The 19,218-nt window shown below is 65.1% G+C and carries 15 protein-coding genes; 11 read left to right on the forward strand and 4 right to left on the reverse strand.

Features of this window, described 5'->3' with window-relative positions; all coding sequences use genetic code 11:
* The first annotated feature begins 62 nt into the window (after positions 1–62).
* From CAP2UW1_RS05455 to CAP2UW1_RS05500, 9 genes are all read left to right on the forward strand, one after another.
* Positions 63–800, forward strand: a complete 738-nt coding sequence (locus tag CAP2UW1_RS05455) for an amino acid ABC transporter permease (protein ID WP_015765665.1) — start codon at positions 63–65, stop codon at positions 798–800.
* A gap of 1 nt (position 801) precedes the next feature.
* Entirely contained in the window at positions 802–1,482 is a 681-nt protein-coding gene (gene gltK, locus CAP2UW1_RS05460) for a glutamate/aspartate ABC transporter permease GltK (protein ID WP_015765666.1), read from the forward strand.
* A 79-nt stretch (positions 1,483–1,561) separates the two neighbouring features.
* Positions 1,562–2,290: an amino acid ABC transporter ATP-binding protein gene (locus tag CAP2UW1_RS05465; protein ID WP_015765667.1), complete on the forward strand. Its 729-nt coding sequence runs from the start codon at positions 1,562–1,564 to the stop codon at positions 2,288–2,290.
* A gap of 21 nt (positions 2,291–2,311) precedes the next feature.
* Complete coding sequence (locus CAP2UW1_RS05470) at positions 2,312–6,979, forward strand: NAD-glutamate dehydrogenase (protein ID WP_015765668.1); 4,668 nt, start codon at positions 2,312–2,314, stop codon at positions 6,977–6,979.
* A 179-nt stretch (positions 6,980–7,158) separates the two neighbouring features.
* Positions 7,159–9,672, forward strand: coding sequence for a tetratricopeptide repeat protein (locus tag CAP2UW1_RS05480; RefSeq protein WP_015765669.1), 2,514 nt, complete (start codon positions 7,159–7,161; stop codon positions 9,670–9,672).
* The gene (locus CAP2UW1_RS23555; protein ID WP_015765670.1) at positions 9,665–9,955 is read left to right on the forward strand and encodes a J domain-containing protein; all 291 of its coding nucleotides are present in this window, start codon (positions 9,665–9,667) and stop codon (positions 9,953–9,955) included. The genes CAP2UW1_RS05480 and CAP2UW1_RS23555 overlap by 8 nt, the downstream gene beginning before the upstream one ends.
* The gene (gene grpE / locus CAP2UW1_RS05490) at positions 9,952–10,668 is read left to right on the forward strand and encodes a nucleotide exchange factor GrpE (RefSeq protein ID WP_015765671.1); all 717 of its coding nucleotides are present in this window, start codon (positions 9,952–9,954) and stop codon (positions 10,666–10,668) included. Before CAP2UW1_RS23555 ends, grpE begins: the two co-directional genes overlap by 4 nt.
* The gene (locus CAP2UW1_RS05495; RefSeq protein WP_015765672.1) at positions 10,665–12,431 is read left to right on the forward strand and encodes an Hsp70 family protein; all 1,767 of its coding nucleotides are present in this window, start codon (positions 10,665–10,667) and stop codon (positions 12,429–12,431) included. The genes grpE and CAP2UW1_RS05495 overlap by 4 nt, the downstream gene beginning before the upstream one ends.
* Before the next feature lie 157 nt (positions 12,432–12,588).
* Positions 12,589–12,804: a hypothetical protein gene (locus CAP2UW1_RS05500; RefSeq protein WP_291912278.1), complete on the forward strand. Its 216-nt coding sequence runs from the start codon at positions 12,589–12,591 to the stop codon at positions 12,802–12,804.
* A 209-nt stretch (positions 12,805–13,013) separates the two neighbouring features.
* On the opposite strand, the gene CAP2UW1_RS05505 is transcribed toward CAP2UW1_RS05500, so the two are convergent.
* The gene (locus CAP2UW1_RS05505; protein ID WP_199931574.1) at positions 13,014–15,023 is read right to left on the reverse strand and encodes a methyl-accepting chemotaxis protein; all 2,010 of its coding nucleotides are present in this window, start codon (positions 15,021–15,023) and stop codon (positions 13,014–13,016) included.
* A 309-nt stretch (positions 15,024–15,332) separates the two neighbouring features.
* Between CAP2UW1_RS05505 and CAP2UW1_RS05510 the strand changes: the two genes are divergently transcribed.
* Entirely contained in the window at positions 15,333–15,665 is a 333-nt protein-coding gene (locus CAP2UW1_RS05510; RefSeq protein WP_015765675.1) for a hypothetical protein, read from the forward strand.
* 68 nt (positions 15,666–15,733) lie between these two features.
* Complete coding sequence (locus CAP2UW1_RS05515; RefSeq protein WP_015765676.1) at positions 15,734–16,375, forward strand: YkgJ family cysteine cluster protein; 642 nt, start codon at positions 15,734–15,736, stop codon at positions 16,373–16,375.
* A 58-nt stretch (positions 16,376–16,433) separates the two neighbouring features.
* Here CAP2UW1_RS05515 and CAP2UW1_RS05520 read toward each other — a convergent pair whose 3' ends face one another.
* From CAP2UW1_RS05520 to CAP2UW1_RS05530, 3 genes are read right to left on the reverse strand one after another with little or no spacing between them, the layout of a single operon-like run.
* Complete coding sequence (locus tag CAP2UW1_RS05520) at positions 16,434–16,736, reverse strand: AzlD family protein (protein ID WP_015765677.1); 303 nt, start codon at positions 16,734–16,736, stop codon at positions 16,434–16,436.
* A complete protein-coding gene (locus CAP2UW1_RS05525) occupies positions 16,733–17,434 on the reverse strand; it encodes an AzlC family ABC transporter permease (protein ID WP_015765678.1) in 702 nt (233 codons plus the stop codon). Before CAP2UW1_RS05525 ends, CAP2UW1_RS05520 begins: the two co-directional genes overlap by 4 nt.
* A 25-nt stretch (positions 17,435–17,459) precedes the next feature.
* Positions 17,460–19,214, reverse strand: a complete 1,755-nt coding sequence (locus CAP2UW1_RS05530; RefSeq protein ID WP_015765679.1) for an ATP-binding protein — start codon at positions 19,212–19,214, stop codon at positions 17,460–17,462.
* Positions 19,215–19,218 lie beyond the last annotated feature (4 nt).

Here is a 19,218-nt window from a genome sequence, read left to right on the forward strand (position 1 = left end):
TCTTAGACGGCGGCAGGGCGCCTTGACGGGCGGCCGCTGCCTTGCTCCAAGGAGAAGCGCAGATGGGCTACAGCTGGAACTGGGGGATTTTTCTGCAGCCGACGGCAACCGGCGATGGCACCTACCTGGGCTGGATGTTCTACGGCTTCAAGGTCACCATCGCCCTGTCGTTGTCGGCCTGGTTCATCGCGCTCGTTCTCGGCGCCGTCGTCGGCATCCTGCGGACGGTTCCCAACAAGTGGTTGTCCGGCTTCGCGACCGCCTACGTCGAAGTCTTTCGCAACATTCCGCTGCTCGTCCAATTGTTCCTCTGGTACTTCGTAATGCCCGAGTTGCTGCCCGAGAACCTGGGCAACGCCTTCAAGCAGAGCAACCCGATCGTCCAGCAGTTCCTTTCCTCGATGGTCTGCCTGGCGCTGTTCACCAGCGCACGCGTCGCCGAGCAGGTGCGTTCGGGGATCAACTCGCTGCCGCCCGGGCAGAAGAACGCCGGCCTGGCGATGGGCTTCACCTTGTCGCAGACCTATCGCTATGTGCTGCTGCCGATGGCCGTGCGCCTGATCGTACCGCCGCTCACCTCGGAGTTTCTCAACATCTTCAAGAACTCGGCCGTCTGCTCGACGATCGGCTTGCTGGAACTGGCCGCCCAGGGTCGGCAACTGGTCGATTACACCGCGCAACCCTACGAGTCGTTCATCGCCGTGACGCTCGCCTATCTGCTCATCAACGTCGTCGTCATGTTCGGCATGCGCTGGGTTGAAGAGCACGTGCGCGTTCCCGGCTACATCGGAGGCAAGTGAGATGCATGACTTCGACTGGTCTTCGATCCCCAATGCCTTGCCCTTCCTCTGGGACGGGATGAAGATTTCCCTCGAGATCACGCTCAGCGCGGTGGTTTTCGGGATCGTCTGGGGAACGCTGCTGGCGCTCATGCGCCTCTCCTCCGTCACGCCTCTGTCATGGTTTGCGGCGGGGTACGTCAATCTCTTCCGGGCCGTTCCGCTGGTCATGGTGCTGCTGTGGTTCTTCCTGATCGTGCCGCATCTGCTGGAGAGCATTTTTGGTTTCCCGCGCGGTTCGGACATGCGCCTGTCGTCGGCGATCGCCGGCTTTGCCCTCTTCGAGGCGGCCTATTACTCGGAGATCATCCGTGCCGGCATCCAGTCGGTGCCGAAAGGCCAGATGGCGGCGGCGAGTGCGCTCGGCATGACCTACGGCCAGGCGATGCGCCTCGTCGTGCTGCCGCAAGCCTTCCGCAACATGGTGCCGTTGCTGCTGACGCAGGGGATCATCCTGTTCCAGGACACCTCGCTGGTCTATGTTTCGGCGCTGGCCGACTTTTTCGGCGCTGCCTACAAGGTCGGCGACCGCGACGGGCGGCTGGTCGAACTGCTGCTCTTTGCCGGCGCCGTGTATTTCGTGATCTGCTTCACCGCGTCGCGAATCGTTCGCTACTACCAGAACAAGCTCAAGACGGCCTGAGGCCGCCCGAGGCAACAGAACACAAGAGTGCAAAGGCGGCCCCCGGGCCGCTTTGCCGCAACGAACAGAGGAGATTTCGATGATTTCGATGAACAAGGTCAGCAAGCATTACGGCGCCTTCCAGGTTCTCACCGACTGCACGACGCAGGTCCAGAAGGGCGAAGTGATCGTCGTCTGCGGGCCCTCGGGTTCGGGCAAGTCGACGCTGATCAAGTGCGTCAATGGCCTCGAGCCCTTCCAGAGCGGTGAGATCATCGTCAATGGGGTGTCGGTCGGCGCCCCCGCAACCAATCTCTCCAAGCTGCGTTCGACGGTCGGCATGGTCTTCCAGAACTTCGAACTCTTCCCTCATATGAGCATCATCGACAACCTGAGCATTGCCCAGCTCAAGGTGCTCGGGCGCAACCAGGAGCAGGCGCGCGAGAAGGGTTACAAGTTGCTCGACCGGGTTGGCCTGCGCGAGCAGGCGGAGAAATACCCGGGCCAGCTTTCCGGCGGCCAGCAGCAGCGCGTGGCGATCGCCAGGGCGTTGGCGATGGACCCGATCTGCATGCTTTTCGACGAGCCGACGTCGGCGCTCGACCCCGAGATGGTCAACGAGGTCCTCGACGTGATGACCGAACTGGCCAAGGAAGGGATGACCATGATGTGCGTCACGCATGAGATGGGCTTTGCGAAGCGGGTCGCCAGCCGGGTGATCTTCATGGATCAGGGGCGGATCGTCGAGGATGACAGCAAGGAGGCTTTCTTCGAGCATGCGCGCTCGGAGCGCGCGCAACAGTTCCTCGCCAAGATCCTGCACCACTGAAGCCGCTGGAGAGGGATGGCCATGGTCAGCGAATCCGCCCAGAACCTGCGCCGCAACCTGCGCGAAATCTCCGAACACCAGAATCTGTCGCTGCCGCTCCGCGAGTATCTCGAATCCTATTTCGCCGATGTCGAGCTGAGCGACGCCAGCGACGCGAGCCCGGAAGAGCTTCTCGGCGCCGCCCTGCAGCACTTTCGCCTTGGCGAACTGCGACAGCCGGGGCAGGCCGGGGTGGCCCTCTACACGCCGGACTTCGACCGCCACGGCTGGCATTCCCCGCACACGGTGATCGATGTCGTGACCGACGACATGCCCTTCCTCGTCGATTCGATCACCATGGTTGTCTATCGCCATGGCTTGGTGATCCATCGTCTGGTGCATCCCCTGCTCGGTGCCGAGCGCGATGGCGACGGCAAGCTGCAGCGCGCGCTGCCGCGTGGCGCCGCCGGCAGCCGGCCGGAATCGTGGATCCACATCGAGATCGACCGTGTCGGCGATGGCGAGTTGATCGACGGCCTGCGCCATGAGATCGCCGCCGTTCTCGGCGACGTGCGTGCCGCCGTCGACGATGGTGCAACGATGCAGCAGCGGATGCACGAGGGGCATGCGGAGCTGATGACAGCGCCGGTCGCCGAGAGCGACGAAGCGGCCGCCTATCTGCAATGGATCGCCGCCAACAACCTGGTTTTTCTCGGTTACGCGGACTACCGGGCTGCCCCTGGCGAGAGTACGCTCGCACGTGTCCCCGGCAATAGTCTCGGCATTCTCCGCGACGCCGATCATCCCGGCTTCGGCCGCTGCCTGGCGGGGATTCCCGGTGCCGTTGCCGAACTCGCCAAAGACCCCTTGCCGCTGATCCTGGTCAAGGCCGATGCGCGCGCGACCGTTCATCGCGCGGCCTATCTGGATTTCATCGGCGTCAAGCGCTACGACGCCAGCGGCAACATCGTCGGACTGCGCGCTTTCGTCGGCCTCTATACGGCGCACGTCTACCATGTGACGGCGACCGAGATCCCGCTGCTGCGGCGCAAGATTGCCGCCGTGCGTGAAGCGATCGGCTTCCTGCCGCGCAGCCATCGCGACAAGACGCTGATCAACGTCCTCGAAACCTACCCGCGCGATGAACTGATCGAGATCGATCGCGAGGACCTGATGCGCATCGCCCGCGGCATCGTCTCGGTGTACGAACGCGAGCGGGTACGCATCTTCCTGCGCAACGACGCCTGGGGACGCTACGTTTCGGCGATTGTCTATATGCCGCGCGATCGTTTCGACACCTCGGTGCGCGAGCGGATTTCGGCGCTGCTTGACGACACCCTCGCCGCCGAGCGCGTCGACTTCTTCATCATGCTCGGCGAGGCGCGACTGGCGCGCCTGCATTTCATCGCCCGCACACCGGTTGGCAGCCGCTACCGCTACGATGCCGAGGCGATCGAACGACAGGTGGCACGCATCGTTCGCGGCTGGGCTGACGAACTGAAGCAGAACCTCGTCGGGCATTTCGGCGAGGAGCGCGGCAATGCGCTGCTGCGTCGCTATTCGCTCGAACTGCCCCTGTCTTACCAGGAACGGGTCACGCCGGCCTCGGCGGTGTCGGACCTCGAGCGCCTCGAAGCCGCCGAAGGGAGCGGCCGGGTCGAAGTCAAGCTGAGCGCCACGCAAGCCGATGACGGGTCGCACCAGCATCTCAAGCTTTTTCGCCGCGGTCGCCCGCGGCCCCTGTCGGCGATCCTGCCGATACTCGAGAACATGGGGCTGACGGTGCTTTCCGAGCAGCCGTTCAGTTTACCGAAGAGCGACCTCCATATCGCCGATTTTGCCGTGCTCCTGCCCGACCCGGCGGCGCTTGACGAGGACGCGACGCGCCAGTCCTTTGTCGCCTTGCTCGAAAACCTGTTGCGTGAGCAGGCGGAGAACGACGGTTTCAACCGCCTGGTCCTGCTGGCCGGCCTCGACGGACGGCAGATCAGCATCCTGCGCGCTTACAGCCGTTACCTGCGGCAGGCCGGGCTGCCGTTCAGCCAGGCCTACGTCGAGCGCTGCCTGGCGACCCATTTCGCGATCACGCGCCGATTGATGGCCTTGTTCGAGGCGCGCTTTTCGCCGGCGCACGACGATGCTCTCGCCAAGGCACTGGTCGACGAGCTGAACATGGCGCTCCTGCAGGTCGCCAATCCCGACGACGACCGCATCCTTTCCGCCCTGCAGACGGTAATCGAAGCGACGCTGCGGACCAACGTCTATCAAGCCGGCAGCGACGGCCAGTCCAAGCGCTACCTGTCGTTCAAGTTTTCGTCCAGAGACATCCCCTTCCTGCCCGCGCCCGCACCGCTGTACGAGATCTTCGTCTACAGCGAGCGCGTCGAGGGCGTGCACCTGCGCGGTGCGCGCGTCGCGCGCGGCGGTCTGCGCTGGTCCGACCGCATGGAGGATTTCCGCACGGAAGTGCTAGGTCTCGTCAAGGCGCAGATGGTCAAGAACGCCGTCATCGTTCCGCTCGGATCGAAGGGCGGCTTCGTCTGCAAGCGCCTGCCATCGGCCGCTGACCGGGAAGCCTTTCAGGCCGAGGGAATCGCCTGCTATTCGACCTTCATTCGCGGCCTGCTGGATCTGACCGACAACCTGATCGATGGCCGCATCCAGCCACCGTCCGGGGTGCGGCGTCGTGATGGCGACGACCCTTACCTCGTCGTCGCTGCCGACAAGGGAACGGCGACCTTTTCGGATATCGCCAACGGCATCGCCATCGAGTACGGTTTCTGGCTTGGCGACGCCTTTGCTTCCGGCGGCTCGGTCGGCTACGACCACAAGAAAATGGGAATCACCGCCCGCGGTGCCTGGGAGGCGGTCAAACGCCATTTCCGCGAGCTCGGTCTGGACACCCAGACGCAGGCCTTCAGCGTCGTCGGCATCGGTGACATGTCCGGCGACGTCTTCGGCAACGGCCTGTTGCTGTCGTCGCAAATCCGGCTGCTCGCCGCTTTTGACCACCGGCATCTCTTCCTCGACCCGTCGCCGGACCCCGAACGGAGCTTCGCCGAGCGGCAGCGCCTGTTCCTGCTGCCGCGTTCCTCCTGGGCCGACTACGACGCGACGCTGATTTCGGAAGGCGGCGCCATCTGGTCGCGCAGCGCCAAGTCGATCCCGCTGTCGCCGGAAGTGCGTGCCTGGCTGGGAACCGAGGCGACCCAGATGACTCCGCCCGAACTGATCAAGACCATCCTGCAGGCGCCGGTCGATCTGCTCTACAACGGCGGCATCGGCACCTACGTCAAGGCCAGCGGGCAGAGCCACCAGGAGGCCAACGACCGTGCCAACGACATCCTGCGTGTCGATGCCAGCCAGTTGCGCGCGCGGGTCGTCGGCGAAGGCGGCAACCTCGGTCTGACCCAGAGGGGTCGGATCGAGTTTGCCCAGAACGGCGGCCGGATTTTCACCGACGCGATCGACAATTCGGCCGGAGTCGATTGTTCGGATCACGAAGTCAATATCAAGATTCTGCTCGCCGGCCTCGTCGGTCGCGGCGACATGACCGGCAAGCAGCGCGATGCCTTGCTCGCTTCGATGACCGACGAAGTGGGGCGCCTGGTCCTGATCGACAACTACCAGCAGACGCAGGCCATCGCGCTCGAAGCCGCGGCAGGAGCGGCGTTGATCGACGTGCATGGGCGCCTCATCCGCAGCCTCGAGGCCAGAGGCGCGCTGCATCGCGGCATCGAGTTCCTGCCTGACGACAAGGGGCTCGCCGAGCGGGCGCAACAGAAGCGGGGCCTGACGGCGCCCGAGATTGCCGTCCTCCTGGCCTACGCCAAGATCGCGCTGAAGGAAGCCATCCTGGCGTCCAGCCTGCCTGACAGCGAGGACGTTCATGATCTGCTCGTAAACTACTTCCCGGCCGCCCTCGTCGCGCATTGTCGCGAGTTGCTGCCGGCACATCCGCTGAAGCGGGACATCATCACGACCCAACTCGTCAATCGCCTGGTCAACCGCATGGGAACGACCTTCGTCATGCAGGTGGCCGACGAGACCGGCGCCGCACCGGCGCAGGTGGCCGGCGCGTGGTACGCGGCGAGCAGCGTGCTGGACGGCGAAGCGCTGTGGTGCGAGATCGAGTCGCTCGACCTGATCGTCGACGCCAGCCGGCAGATGGAGCTGATGGCCGGGCTGCGCGCCATGACGCTGGCCGCCACCCGGCTCCTCCTGACGCAGCACCTGGCGGGTGCGACGATCGGCCGCTTGCTGGCCGACTACCGCCCGGCGGTCGGCGCCGCCATTGACCGCATTCGCTGCGGCCAGACCGGTGCGCAGGCGATTACCGCACTCATCGAGGAACGTTCTGCGATCGTCGCCGCGTTCGATCTGGTCAATCTCGCGCGCGTTTGCGGCAAGCCGCTGAACGTCGTCGCCGACGCGCTGGGGAACCTGGCAGCGCAGATCGATCTGGACTGGTTGGGCGGCGCCGTCAACCACCTGCCGGCCGGCAACCGCTGGCAGGCGCGCGCGCGCGCGCAGCTCACCAGCGACCTCTCGGCGTTGCGGCAGCATCTCCTGGGGCAGGTTCTCGCCGGCAGCCTGCCGGCCACCGGCGCTGCGCACGCCGTGCTCGACGAGATCAAGAGCAATGAGCCGCAGGACCTGGCCATGCTCTCGGCGGGCCTGGCGGAGATCCGGCGGCTGCTGGCCTCCTGACGTCGCCGGCGAGCGGGTGTCGGCCCTGATGACCCTTGGAGACACGGCCAGCGTCGCCATGAGCAAACTCGGACGGAAGCGCGAGACGCAGGAGAGCAAAGCGGCAAAGCCGCAAAGCCGCAAGCCGCGATTGCGGGTAAAATCGAGCCTTCGCGTCGCCCCTCGACTCTCTTCCGTAAGTGTCTACCAAGAACAGAACATCGGCGCCCAGGACACGTTCCGGTGCTTCCGGCACGTCGGTCTCGCCTGACTCGCGCGCAAGAGCGGTCCTGGAGGCAGGTGGCTATCGTGAGGCGATAGAACTCTACAAGGGCTTGCTCAAGCAGGAGCGCCGATCCGAGTGGCTTGATGGGCTGGCGGCGAGCTATGCCGGTCGGGCTGACGAATTGGCGAGCAAGGGCATGCTGCCGGAGGCGCTGGTGGTGTGGCGCAATCGATCGAGTCTGTGCGGCAAGCCGCTGGCCGAAGGACCCTATGTCGAGTGGTTGCTGCGCGCAGGTGAACACCACGCAGCGCTGGGCTTGCTGACGACGGTCGGCGATCTTCCGGCGACCACGGGCACAGACCTCGAGACGCGTCTGGCCGCCGTGGCGCTGACCGCGCCGGACAGCGCGCTGGCGCAACTCGCAGCCGACAGTCCGCTGCGCCGACATCGTGCTGCGGCCCTCGCGGCCCTAGCCGCGTGCTGCGGGGGCGATGCGGCTGACCTCGACGAGCAACTGCGTGCCATCCCTTTTCGCTCCCCGTATCGCGATCTGCGTCTGATCCTCAAGGCGCTCCTGCTGGCCGGCGGCAATGCCTCCCGGGCAGGCGAGTTGATTGCCCGTGTGCCCGCGGACGGCCCTTTCGAAAAGCTCGCGGCCGTCGTACGCGCTGGCGTCCTGCCCGGTACACGCTGGCTTTCGGCGCTTCTCGATCTCGACGAAGACGGCCGGTTGTTGTTGCTGGAAATCAAGGGTTGTCCGGAGAACAGGCGCTCGTTGCTGCTTGATGTGGCGGAGTTCGCCAAGGTCGGCATGCCACCGGCGCCGGCCAGGGTTGTTGAGCTCCTGCTGCGCCGCAATCGCAACTTGCCGGCCACGGCGGCCAGACTGTGCCGCCGTCTGTTGCCCTATGCCGACAAACGCCTGGACGAATACCGGAGTGCGTTCGGTCCGCTTGGCGCAGCGGAAGGCGAGAGCATCCTGGCCCTCGCCGCCGAACTCCGGAGGGCTCCCGAGCGGAGTGAAAGGCACTGGCTGCGCGCCGCCGTCCTGTTTTCGACGCGGGAAAGCGCGCCGCTGCAAGCTGCCTTGATCCTGCGCCATCTCTTCGACCTGATCGTTGGCAATGACGACGCGTCGGACTTCGATGACGAGTGCACCGGATGGCTGGAGCGCAGCCTTGAACTGGACCCGGAAGACCGCGATACTCACCTCAAGCTGATCAGAATCCACCGCCAGGCCCAGGATCTGAAAGCGGCGCGTGCGGCGATGGAGACGGCGCTGGCGCGCTTTGCCAACGATTCGGCAGTATTGCTCGAAGCCGTCGAAATAGCGCTGGCCGGCAATGCGTTCAAGAAAGCGGTGACCCTGGCCAAGCGTCTGCTCGAAATCGACCCGATCAACTCGCAGGCGCGGGCAGTGATCGGTCAGGCGCACCTGTCGCATGCACGCAAACAGATCCGTGCGGGTCGCCCGGACATGGCAGTCAAGGAACTCGACCTCGCCGACGAGTGGCTCGCGTCACCGAATGAACGCCGCCTGAGCAAGTTGTTGCGAGGACTGAGCGCCAGCGATGCGAGGGCTACAGCGCTGCTGCGGGAAGCCGTTGTCGAACTGGGAGGGCATCTCCTCGCCTCCTTCCATCTCATGTTCGAGAGCATTCGCATCGGTAGGCCGGGCACGGCCGAGCTGCAGCGGGCCGCGATCAGTCTGTCGGGAACGCCCGTTGATCGAGAAGTCCTCGCCGTCATGCAGGCGATCAACGTGCTTGGCAAATCCGAAAAGCGGGCATTGGGGACTGTCCTCGACACTCTGCGGGAACCATTGAAATACGCTGCCGATGGCGATTTCAGTGAGTCGGAACGTATCTCGATCTGCGAGACCCTGCTGCGCCGGGGTGAACGTATGCTCCTCCTGGCGTATGCCGATGTCGGTTTGCAGCGTTGGCCTGAGCGACCGGTGTTCGTCTACCTGACGACCTTCGCGAAGCACGGTCCTGCGGCGTTGTTCGCCATGTCGGCACGCGAGAAAGCGGCCCTGGAACGTGCTCTGGAAAAGGCATCCCGTGACGGTGATCAGCGCACGGTATTGCGAATCCGTGAACTGATCGAGCCAGCGGACTTCGATCAGGGTGACGATCCTGACGACGTCGTTGATCTGGATGCTTTCGATCATCCGGGCGAGGCTCTGTTCGAGAATCCGCGCGCGCTCTTGGAAATGATGATCTCGCTCGGCAACGAACAGGGCTTGATCAACATGGCTCGCGACATCGTGTCTGCCGGCGAGTTTCGCCGGCTGGAACTTGCCGCCGGCGGCGATCGGAGGAAGCTGGCCCGCATGCTGATCGATCATCTGGTTGAAGTGGCGCCGCGTCTGCCCGCGGCCCGCTCGCCTGACAAAGCGGCCAAGCCGGCGCCACGCGCTCCGCGATCTCCGCGAAACAAGGAACCGGTCCCGGATGATCGGCAGAAAGGGCTGTTCGATGATTGACCCCTACCGCGTGCTTGGCGTCGCCCTGACCGCGGGTGACGAAGCCATTCGCGCCGCCTATCTGGCGGCTATTCGCGAGTCGCCACCTGAACGTGACCGCGAGCGTTTCGAGAGTGTGCGCACGGCCTATGAAGCGATCTGCAACTGTCGCCGGCGGATTGCGCACGAGTTGTTCGACCATTCCAGCCCGACCGTGGACGATGTGCTGATCGCCATCAGCAGCGATTTTGTTCCGCAGTGTCCGACCGAGCGACGGCTGCTGCGGGTATTGGGCGCGAAATGAACCAGTCGCCGATCGTCCTCGACCCTGAGCAACGCGAGCGTCTCGTCGACGACTTCCGCGCCGGTCTCGAGCGAGCCGCAAGGCATGGTGAGCTTGAAGGCTTGCCGGAAGGTGAATCGGTCGGAGACCCGCAGACGGCGGTCGACCTCGCGACCCTGCTCAGCGAGATGGCCGTTCTGAAGAACGAGGTGCGGCTGCAGTCGCGGCAGTTCAAGAACACGCTCGAGGAGCTACGGCTTTTCGGCGACGACCTGCGTCAGCACGGCGAGCGACTGCAGCGCGATCTTGAGCGCGCGCGTGAGCAGGCCGCGTCTGTGCAGGGTCGGACCGAGCGCCAGTTCCTGCTCGCCCTGCTTGATCTGCGCGATCGACTGCAGAGTGGGGTTGACGCGGCAGGGCGGCCCCCATCGTCGTTTCTGACGCGTCTGGTGCCTGGTCCAACGCGCTTCGCTGCCAGCTTGGCAGAGGGGCAGCGGCTCACCCTGCAGCGCCTTGATGAGTTGCTCGCCAGTCATGGTGTACGGTCGCTGCAGGTGCTGGGCGAGACCCTCGATCCGCACCGAATGCGGGTGGTCGGCGTTGAAGCTGCCGCCGAGGCGGCCAACGTTGCGGATGGCACCGTCCTGCGCGAGGTACAGCGCGGGTTTCTCCACGAGGGCGAACTGTTGCGGGTTGCCCAGGTCATTGTCAGCAAGAAGGCGACCAGAACATGACAGAAATCATTGTCGGTATCGATCTCGGTACGACGAACTCCGAAGTGGCGATCGTTCGCGGCGGGCGCGTCGAGGTCATTCCGGTTGCGCCTGGCGTGCGCATTCTTCCTTCCCTCGTTGGTGTTGCCGATGACGGGAGCCTGCTGGTTGGCGAAGCGGCGCGCAATCAGTATGCACTGCACCCCGAACGCAGCGTGCGCTCGATCAAGCGTCGAATGGGCGAGTACACGGCGGTACAGATGGCCGGGAAGGACTACAGCCCGCAGGAAATCTCGGCGATGATCCTGCGTCGGCTGCGCGACATCGCCGAGGCACATATTGGTGAGCCAGTGGGCAAAGCGGTGATTACCGTACCCGCCTATTTCTCCGATGCGCAGCGCCAGGCGACACGCGAGGCCGGCGAAATTGCCGGTCTGGAGGTGGTACGCATCATCAATGAGCCGACGGCGGCCGCGCTGGCTTACGAAAGCTGTCACAGCGGCGCGCGCAAGGCGCTGGTCTATGACCTGGGTGGGGGAACCTTCGATGTCTCGGTAGTCAATCTGGAGAGCGACGTCGTCGAAGTACTCGCCAGTCACGGCAACAATCATCTCGGTGGCGACGATTTCGACCAGAAACTCATTACCTTCGCGATCGATCACCTGAAAGCACAGCACGACATCGACATCAGGCCGCATGCACAGGCCATGGCGCGCCTGCAGCATGCCGCTGAAGCCGCAAAGATCACCCTCTCCGACGAGCCGTACGCCACACTTGCGGAAGAGTATCTGTTCGAGAAGGACGGGGTGCCGATCCACTTGTCGGTCGAAATCTCACGTGATGACTACGAGGAGATGATCGAACCGTATGTCGCCGAGACGCTCGAAGCCGTACATGTTGCGTTGAGCGGCGCCGGGCTGACAGTCGCCGACATCAACGAGATCCTGCTCGTTGGCGGTGCGACGCGGACGCCGCTGGTGCAGCGCCGACTCGAAAGTGAACTCGGTATGCAGCCGCGCGCCGAAGTCGACCCCGATCTCTGTGTCGCCATGGGCGCCGCCATCCAGGCGGCCGTGATCGCCGGCGGTCAGGCGCCGACGGTTCTCGTCGATGTGACGCCCTATACCTTTGGTACCAGTGCCCTGGAATACTTCAATGGCGACATGTATCCCTACTGCTACGTGCCGCTGATCCGCAAGAACACGCCGATTCCCGTCTCCAAGAGCGAGGGCTTCTGCACCGTCTTCGATGGTCAGCGCCAAGTGGACATCAACGTCTACCAGGGCGAGGACCCGGACGCCCTGAACAATATTCAGATTGGGCGTTTTACCATCGAGGGCCTGCGCGACGCACCGGCCGGCAACCCACTGATCACCACCTTCTCGCTGGACCATAACGGTATTCTCCAGGTCACTTCGCGCGAGAAGAACACGGGGCTGGTGCACTCGATCACCATCGACAATGCCATCAGCCGCTTCACCGGCGACAAGCTGGGGGAAGCGCGGCATCGAATCGACGCGCTGTTCCGTGATCAGGATGGCGAGGAGGGGCGCCCAGGCGCAAGCGTTGGGGCAGCGCCGATCGATGACAGTCGACGCCTGCGCGTCGAAGCCGGTGCCCTGATCGAGAAGGCCGAGCGCCTGCTGGCCAGTGCCGGCACTGAGGACGCCGAGGATCTGGTAAACGGCATCGAGGCGGTCAAGGATCAGCTCGGCGGACCAGACGCAAGCTTGAAGACGGCGATGGATGCCCTTGCTGATCTCCTGTACTACCTCGATGCCTGAAACGCTTGATCGTTGCCAGGCGTGTCGGGCGCGCTTGGCGCAAGACGGCGTCTGTCCGCGTTGCGGCTGCGACTTCTCGCTTGCGCGGCAGGCGATGGAACAAGCAGTGCGCCGGCTGGAGGAGGCGCTTCGCGCTGTGGCCGTGGGTGACCGAGAGTTGGCCCGCAGCTGCCTGGGCGACTCGCTGGCCATGCACAGGCAGCCACTGGCGCGGGCCATCAAGGACTTTCTGGATGCTGACGCCTGCTGCATGGAGAACGGGTACATGGGGCAAGCCCCATTGTTGCCGGCGGACGTTCAGATGGCAGGCGAGCCCGCTGAGGTCAGGCAAGACGAATGCTGGAACCCGGATGCGCTGGTGCTGCGGATGTAGCGGACGGCGAAGGTCGGGCTCGCCGCCGGCTGGTCGTTCGGCTGCCACGGGGCCCTTGGCTTGGCCTGTGCGTTGTCGCCAGCCACATCGCGATCGCGGCGCCGAAGTACCAGGCCGGTCGCCGAGCTTCGCCGACTGCTTTGCGCTCGGCGAAGGCCCGGGTCAGTCATAGTCATCAGGAGCAGCAGTCTGTCCCGCGCCAGGATAGGTCAGGCGATCTGGAAGCGCTTTACCGACTGCTGCAGCGTGCCGGCGAGCGATTCGAGGTGTCTCGCGATTCCGGCCATCGAGTCGACGGTGTCGCTGACCTGCGCGCTGCTGGTGGCGATGGCGCCGACGTTCTGCGATATTTCCTTGCTCGTGCTGCTCTGCTCGCGCAGGTGAGCCGTGATGTCGTCGACGCTGGAAATGACCGCCGCGGCCGACGAGTGGATGTCGCCGATCGACTCCTCGGCACGCTCTGCTTCGGCCAGCGCGTCGCGAACGCGCGCGGTGCCGGCTGCCATCCCCCGTTCGGCCTCGCTCATGCAGCACCGGATCTTTTCGATCGTCGAGGAGATTTCCAGCGTCGAACGTCGCGTCCGCTCCGCCAGCTTGCGTACCTCGTCGGCAACGACGGCAAAGCCGCGTCCCTGTTCGCCGGCGCGGGCAGCTTCGATCGCGGCATTGAGCGCCAGCAGGTTGGTCTGGTCGGCAATCTCGCGAATCACGTTGGCAATCGTGGCGATCTCCTGCGATTGCTGGCCAAGTTCGTTGACCGAGCGCGAAGAGGCGTCGACCACCTCGGCGATCGACTTCATCTCGTCGGCCGTACGGCTCACGATCTGCCTGCCAGCCATCGCCGCCTCGCCTGTCTGTTTCGAAGTGGCGTTGACCGCGTCCGAACTGCCCGCAATGCTCTGAATCGACGTCGACAACTGCTCGACCGCGGTCGCGATCGTCTGCGCCGACTCGCTGCTGGCCGATGAGGCCGTGGACACTTGGCGGGAAGCACTGGCGAGACGGGTCGCTTGCGAAAATACCGTGGTCGACGTGGCATGCACGGCGGCGATCATCTCCCGCAGACTTTCCTGCATCGCGCGCATGGCGGCCATCACGCTGCGCGTATCCCCCGGCGCCACCTGGATCGGCTGCGTCAGGTCGCCGCCGGCAATGGCGCGAGCGAGCGCTGCGGCGGCTGCCGGTTCGCCGCCAAGGCGGCGGGTCAGGCGACGGATCATCACGCTGCTCAATACGAGGGCGACAACTGCCGCGACGGTAGAGCCCAGAGCCGCCACGCTCAAGGTGCGCAGCGCGACCTTCTCCTGTTGGGCCAGCACTCCCAGGATCTGCTCGTCCAGTGCCGACTCCACCGTTTTCATCAATTCGATGCGCGCCGTCGATGCCTTGAACCACTGCGCCGGAGCTACGTCGACTTCCTCCCCGGCGGTCGATTCGAGCGCTTTCCTGCGCATTTGGCTCACCTCGTCTACCGCGCTGCCCTTGACGGTCTCGTCGACAATATTGCGCGCCTCCGCCGTGGCGAAGGTGCGGAAACCATGCATGTAGAGATCGTGGGCGCTGACGATGCCGACGAAGCGGCGGAACGATTCCGGGTCGAAGGTCCTGGCGGCGAACGCCGCATTCAGCGTCGCACGCTCGCGGCCGGCGAACTCCTTGGCTTGAACAAACATCAGATAGGCCGTTGCGGCGCGCGCAATTTCGGCGTTGTTGGTGGCCTTGGCGACGGCGCTGATGACGTCGACGCCTGTCGAAATCGCGGCGGTGTAGCGGGCAAAAGACTCCGCTGGCTTGACCGATTGGGCGTCGACCTGCGGCCGGAAATCAGACAGGGCACTGGCCTTGTCAATCGCCAGCTCAAGGGGTTTGAGCAGAGTTTCCGCCAGGAGGGGCGTTTCGCTCAGGCGCCTGGCGACCGAGCGCAGGTCGTCGAGTCTCCGGTTGGTGAGTTCCCTCTGGCTGGCCAGTTCCGGGCGGAACTGCTCACCCCTGCTGGCCAGAAACCCGCTCGAAAGCCCACGTTCCTTCTGTTGTTCATGGATCAACTGGCTGCTGGCGATCGCTGCCTCGACGGCGGCGGTCGAGAGGTGCACCGAGCGAAGCTCGCGCATTGCTCCCCAGACGGTGATCGTCGCGTAAGCGACGAGGGCCAGGAGGGGAAGCGAAAGCATTACCAGCAATTGGCTGCGGGTGGACATCCCTTGATATGCGTTGGTCATCGTGAGCGCCTCCATGGTTACATGCAACACATCATTATAACAAGCGCGCGCACCATTTTGGGGCGTCTTCTGCATCGAGACTCAGGGTAGCTGGCGGACTCGGTCCTGGCGGGAATCGCCACCGACGTTCATCCTTCCGACGATGATCCGAGTTGCCCGCCGTCTCCTGCCCTTGTTTGCATGCTGAGCCACGCCCGCCTCTGTCCGTGTCGTCGACAAGGGCGCTCGACGCAGGTATGCTCGCCTTGATGGTCCAGGGCGCGTGCAATCGCCTTGGGGGCCGATTGGCCGTCAAGTTGTGGAGGGTTCATGCTTGCCAAGCTGTCGCAACTGCCTGTCGATCTGCCCGTGCCGATTGACGACGGGGCAGCCTCCCATCTACAGGGCTTGCGCCTGCCAGGTCTCGCGCTTCCCGGTACGCATGGCGCGAGCGTCAAGCTCGTGGGACTCGCAGGCTGCTGGGTCATCCCGGTCTGTTCGATGACCGGGCGGCCAGACGTTCCCCTGCCCGACGGTTGGGACGGGATACCAGGCGCCCGCGGCTGTAGACCGCAGTCGTGCGGCTTTCGCCACTACCACGCCGAGTTGCGTGCCAACACTCGGGAGGTGGCCAGCGCGGTACCGGAGGCGGCGCCTTCTTGAATGGGTACGGAGATCGTCGACGTCCGGAAGGCGCGCGAACTGTGCGGTTTCCTGCAGGTGGTTCCCGCATGCTCAGCGACCAAGAACTGCTGATCTTTCATCAGTCCGTTGACCGCGTCCGGCGCGTGGCGGCAAGAAGTCTTGGCGAGCTTGCCGATGCCGGGCGTGCCGTCGACTTCGTCGCCAACCTGCATCGCGGCCTTGACCAGGTGGCCGCTCGCGCCGCCGAACTTGGGCCCGTTGCCGATTGCCGGGCTGGTTGCGCGTACTGCTGCCACGTCCGTGTCGAGGCGACCGACCCCGAGATCTTCCACATCGCACGACGGGTGGGGCAGTGGCCCGCGGCCCAACTTGCCGACCTCCTCGCGAAGCTGCGCGGCTGCGTTGCCGAGCAACGCGCCGGGTTTGGCGATACCCGGCAGGCCTGTGCGTTTCTCGTCGACGACCGCTGCTCCATCTACGAGGTGAGGCCGGCAAGCTGCCGCAAGGCGCATTCCCTTTCGGTCAAGCAGTGCGAGACGTTCGCACCGGAGATTACCCAGAACCTCAAGTTGCTGGTCGACGCCGAGGCCCTGATGGCCGGCACGGCCGCTGCCTATCGGGAAGTCGGGCTGCCGGCGTCGCCGCGCGAGCTGCTTGCGGCCGTGCTGGCGGCTCTGACCGATGCATCTACCGAGGTCAGGTGGTACAGGGGCGAGGCGGTGCTGTGAAGCCGCTCTGCCCGTGGCTTGCCCGGCCGGCGCCGACGAGCGCGGGCGGAGGCGCCGGTCAGAGCAATGCGCGCAGAGCGATCACGGCGGCGACGCCGATCGCCACCACCGCCATCATCGGCAGGCGCAGGAAAGCGGCGCCGGCGGTGATCGCCGCCGCGATGGTTTCCGCCGGGCCGGTGGCCAGCACCGTCGGCGCGATCACCGCCATCAGCACGGCCGGCGGCAGCGCGTCGAGAGCCGCCTTCAGCCGGCCCTTGACGGTGATGCCCTTCATCAGATAGAGGCCGCCGATGCGCGTCAGGTAGGTCGCTGCCGCCATCGCGATGATCGTCGCGATGGTGAGCCAGTCGCCGCTCATGCCGCTGCCTCCTCGTCGCTGTGGAGGAGGGCCGCGACGACCACACCGCTCAGGCCGCCGATCACGATGTACCAGGCACCGGACAGCGCCAGCTTGGCCAGTGCGGCGGCGACGGCGCTGCTGGCGAGTACCGCCGCGGTACGCCGGCCCTTCCAGAAACCGGCGAGAATGGCGATGAACATCGCCGAGAACGCGAAATCGAAGCCATAGGCGGCGGGATCGCCGAGCGAGTGGCCGGCGATGGCGCCGGCCAGCGAGGCGGAAGTCCATACCAGCCACATCGACACGGCGACAGCGAAGTAGTAGGCGGGTCGCAGCGGTTCGGCAAGCGCCTTGCGCTCGGCGAAGGCCCAACTCTCGTCGGTCATCAGGAACATGGCCAGCAGCTTGCCCGGCGCCGAGAAGCGAGCGAGGTGCCGCTGCAGCGAGGCACCCATCAGCAGGTGGCGCACGTTCACGACGAAGGTAGTGAAGACGACGAGCATCAGCGGGACGGGGTCGCGCCACATGTCAATGGCGACGAACTGCGAGGCACCGGCGAACACCGTGGCGCTGGTCAGCCACGCCTCGAAGGGCGAGAAGCCTCTGGCGGCGGCGAGCGTCCCCCAGAGCAGGCCGATCGGCGCCGCGGCGGCGAGCACCGGCAGGATGTCCAGGACGCCACGACGGAAGTCCGCCGCTCGCGAAGGCTTCAGCATGCGCTGCTCCGTCGTCCGAGAGTGCTCAGAGCCAGCGCGCGAGGACCGCGTACAGTTCGTCCTGCTTGAACGGCTTGGCGATGAAGTCGTTCATGCCGCTGCTGAAACAGCGTTCGCGGTCGCCTTCGAAGACGTTCGCGGTCAGCGCGATGATCGGCATGGCCGCCCTCCCGGTGCTTCCCCGCGCCTTTTCGCGCGCGCGAATCTGTTGCGTCGCCTCGAAACCGTCCAGTTCGGGCATCTGGCAGTCCATCAGGACGAGATCGAAGGGCTGCTCGGCGGTCATCCTGACGGCTTCGAGACCATCCTTGGCGAGGCTGACCTGCAAGCCGAAACGCTGCAGGAAGGCCTGCGCGACCAGTTGATTGACGGCGTTGTCCTCGACCAGCAGCACGCGCCCTTGCAGGCGCCGCTGCGGGCTGGCGAGCGGGTCGGCCGCGGGCGTCGCCGGTTCGTGTTGCGCTGGCTGGAACGGCAGCTTGAACCAGAACGTCGAGCCCGCGCCCGGGGTGCTGTCGACGCCGATCTCGCCTGCCATCAGCGTGACGATCTGCCGGGAAATCGCCAGGCCCAGCCCGGTTCCGCCGTGCCGGCGGGTATGCGAGACATCGGCCTGGGCAAAGGCGTCAAAAACTCGCGCTCGCTCCTCGGCTGCCAGACCGACTCCGGTGTCCTGCACGGCAAAGCGCAGGTGTTGGTCGTCGAGCCGTTCGACAGTCACCACGACCCGTCCCGCCTCGGTGAACTTGATGGCGTTGCCGATCAGGTTGGTCAGCACCTGGCGCAGGCGTGCCTGGTCGGCGTGCAGCCCGGCAGGAACGTCGGCGCCAAGCCGCGAGGAGAGGGCCAGGCCCTTGGCGGCGGCAGTCGCCGCGAATGCGTCGAGTACATCACGCAGCATGGCGCGCAGGTCGAAGTCGCTCTCCCGCAGCTCCAGCTTGCCGGCTTCGATCTTCGAGAAGTCGAGGATGTCGTTGATGACGTCGAGCAGGCTCTGGCCCGAACGGTAGAGCGTTTGCAAGCGGCTGCGCTGCTGCTCGGCAAGCGGTGTGGCGAGGAGCAGTTCGGCGATGCCGAGCACGCCGTTCATCGGCGTGCGGATTTCGTGGCTCATGTTGGCGAGAAACTGCGACTTGGCACGGCTCGCCGCCTCCGCCGCTTCCTTGGCGGCATTGAGTTCGATGCGCAGGCGGATCGAATCGCTGGTGATTCTTTCGAAGCGCCGGCCGTTCGACAGGACGATATAGACGAACAGGAAAGTGGCGCCGCCGGCGATCTGCAGGCTCGTGACGCCGGAAGCCAGCAGCCACAGGGACATGGGGATCAGGGTCAGGCCGGCCAGGGGCAGGAATGACCAGAAATAGGCCGACAAGGTGAACATGCCGGTCGCGGCTACACCGACCAGATACATGCCGATGAAGAACTGAACGTCGCTACCCGGTGGCGGAAAGAGGACCGTGCCGACAGTCGCCCAGATCAGTCCGGCCGCAATCGTGCCGATCACGAATCGCCGAGCCCACAGCGGCGCTGCCGCCGGCGGCGGGTCGGCACGCCGATACGATCGGATCAGTCGATAGCGGCAGAGCGTGATGACATGGTGCAGCAGGTACCAGCCGAAAAGCAGGGGGTGCGGTGCCGACGTCCAGAGGGCCACCAGGATCAAGGTCGAACCGATGACCGACATCGCCAGGGTATGCGGCGTCAGCCGGTAGATCATGGCAATCTGCTCGGCAAAGACCCGCGCTTCGATGTCGCTCTGTTGCCCGTCCGGGTGGGCCATCGAC

Origin of the sequence: Candidatus Accumulibacter phosphatis (assembly GCF_000024165.1) — a bacterium.
GTDB lineage: Bacteria > Pseudomonadota > Gammaproteobacteria > Burkholderiales > Rhodocyclaceae > Accumulibacter > Accumulibacter phosphatis.

Excerpts from the sequence above, each read along its gene's own strand:
- CAP2UW1_RS05510 (WP_015765675.1), top strand. The coding sequence starts at position 15,333 with ATGCTTGCCAAGCTGTCGCAACTGCCTGTCGATCTGCCCGTGCCGATT.
- CAP2UW1_RS05470 (WP_015765668.1), top strand. The coding sequence starts at position 2,312 with ATGGTCAGCGAATCCGCCCAGAACCTGCGCCGCAACCTGCGCGAAATC.
- CAP2UW1_RS23555 (WP_015765670.1), top strand. The coding sequence starts at position 9,665 with ATGATTGACCCCTACCGCGTGCTTGGCGTCGCCCTGACCGCGGGTGAC.
- CAP2UW1_RS05455 (WP_015765665.1), top strand. The coding sequence starts at position 63 with ATGGGCTACAGCTGGAACTGGGGGATTTTTCTGCAGCCGACGGCAACC.
- gltK (WP_015765666.1), top strand. The coding sequence starts at position 802 with ATGCATGACTTCGACTGGTCTTCGATCCCCAATGCCTTGCCCTTCCTC.
- CAP2UW1_RS05515 (WP_015765676.1), top strand. The coding sequence starts at position 15,734 with ATGCTCAGCGACCAAGAACTGCTGATCTTTCATCAGTCCGTTGACCGC.
- grpE (WP_015765671.1), top strand. The coding sequence starts at position 9,952 with ATGAACCAGTCGCCGATCGTCCTCGACCCTGAGCAACGCGAGCGTCTC.
- CAP2UW1_RS05525 (WP_015765678.1), bottom strand. The coding sequence starts at position 17,434 with ATGCTGAAGCCTTCGCGAGCGGCGGACTTCCGTCGTGGCGTCCTGGAC.
- CAP2UW1_RS05495 (WP_015765672.1), top strand. The coding sequence starts at position 10,665 with ATGACAGAAATCATTGTCGGTATCGATCTCGGTACGACGAACTCCGAA.
- CAP2UW1_RS05530 (WP_015765679.1), bottom strand. The coding sequence starts at position 19,214 with ATGGCCCACCCGGACGGGCAACAGAGCGACATCGAAGCGCGGGTCTTT.
- CAP2UW1_RS05505 (WP_199931574.1), bottom strand. The coding sequence starts at position 15,023 with ATGACCAACGCATATCAAGGGATGTCCACCCGCAGCCAATTGCTGGTA.
- CAP2UW1_RS05520 (WP_015765677.1), bottom strand. The coding sequence starts at position 16,736 with ATGAGCGGCGACTGGCTCACCATCGCGACGATCATCGCGATGGCGGCA.
- CAP2UW1_RS05465 (WP_015765667.1), top strand. The coding sequence starts at position 1,562 with ATGATTTCGATGAACAAGGTCAGCAAGCATTACGGCGCCTTCCAGGTT.